Below are 550 nucleotides of genomic sequence, written 5' to 3'. Positions count from 1 at the left end.
CCCCGCGACTGGACCACCGCCGCACGCGAGGGCCGCACCATCGCCCCCCTCATCACCCGCCTCAACACCATCCGGCGCGCCCATCCCGCGCTGCACCGGCTCAGGAACCTGCGCTTCCACCGGACCGACAACGACGCGCTGATCGCGTACAGCAAGCGCGTGGGGTCCGACGTCGTACTGGTGGTGGCCAACCTCGATCCCCATCGCACCCAGGAGGCCACGATCTCCCTCGACATGCCGCAGCTCGGTCTCGACTGGCACGAGTCGGTGCCGGTCCACGACGAACTCACGGACGAGACCTACCACTGGGGCCGCACCAACTACGTGCGGCTGGAGCCCGGCCGGGCCCCCGCTCACGTCTTCCACGTCCGCCGGCCGCCGGCCGCCGCGCCCCAGAACGGAGGGTCAGCAGCCTCATGACCGTGAACGAGCCCGTGCCGGACAAGTTCGAGGACACCCCGGCCAAGGACCGCGACCCGGACTGGTTCAAACGAGCCGTCTTCTACGAGGTACTCGTCCGCTCCTTCCAGGACAGCAACGGCGACGGCGT

1 protein-coding gene is annotated in these 550 nt (G+C 69.8%); it reads left to right on the top strand.

Features of this window, described 5'->3' with window-relative positions:
* A partial coding sequence (locus ACP4J0_RS38700) for a DUF3459 domain-containing protein (protein WP_426604161.1) occupies nt 1–420 on the top strand: 420 nt, incomplete at its 5' end.
* Nucleotides 421–550 lie beyond the last annotated feature (130 nt).

This window comes from Streptomyces sp. WG7, from assembly GCF_049975785.1.
Classification (GTDB): Bacteria; Actinomycetota; Actinomycetes; order Streptomycetales; family Streptomycetaceae; genus Streptomyces.
This window is presented reverse-complemented; position numbering and strand designations above follow the sequence as displayed.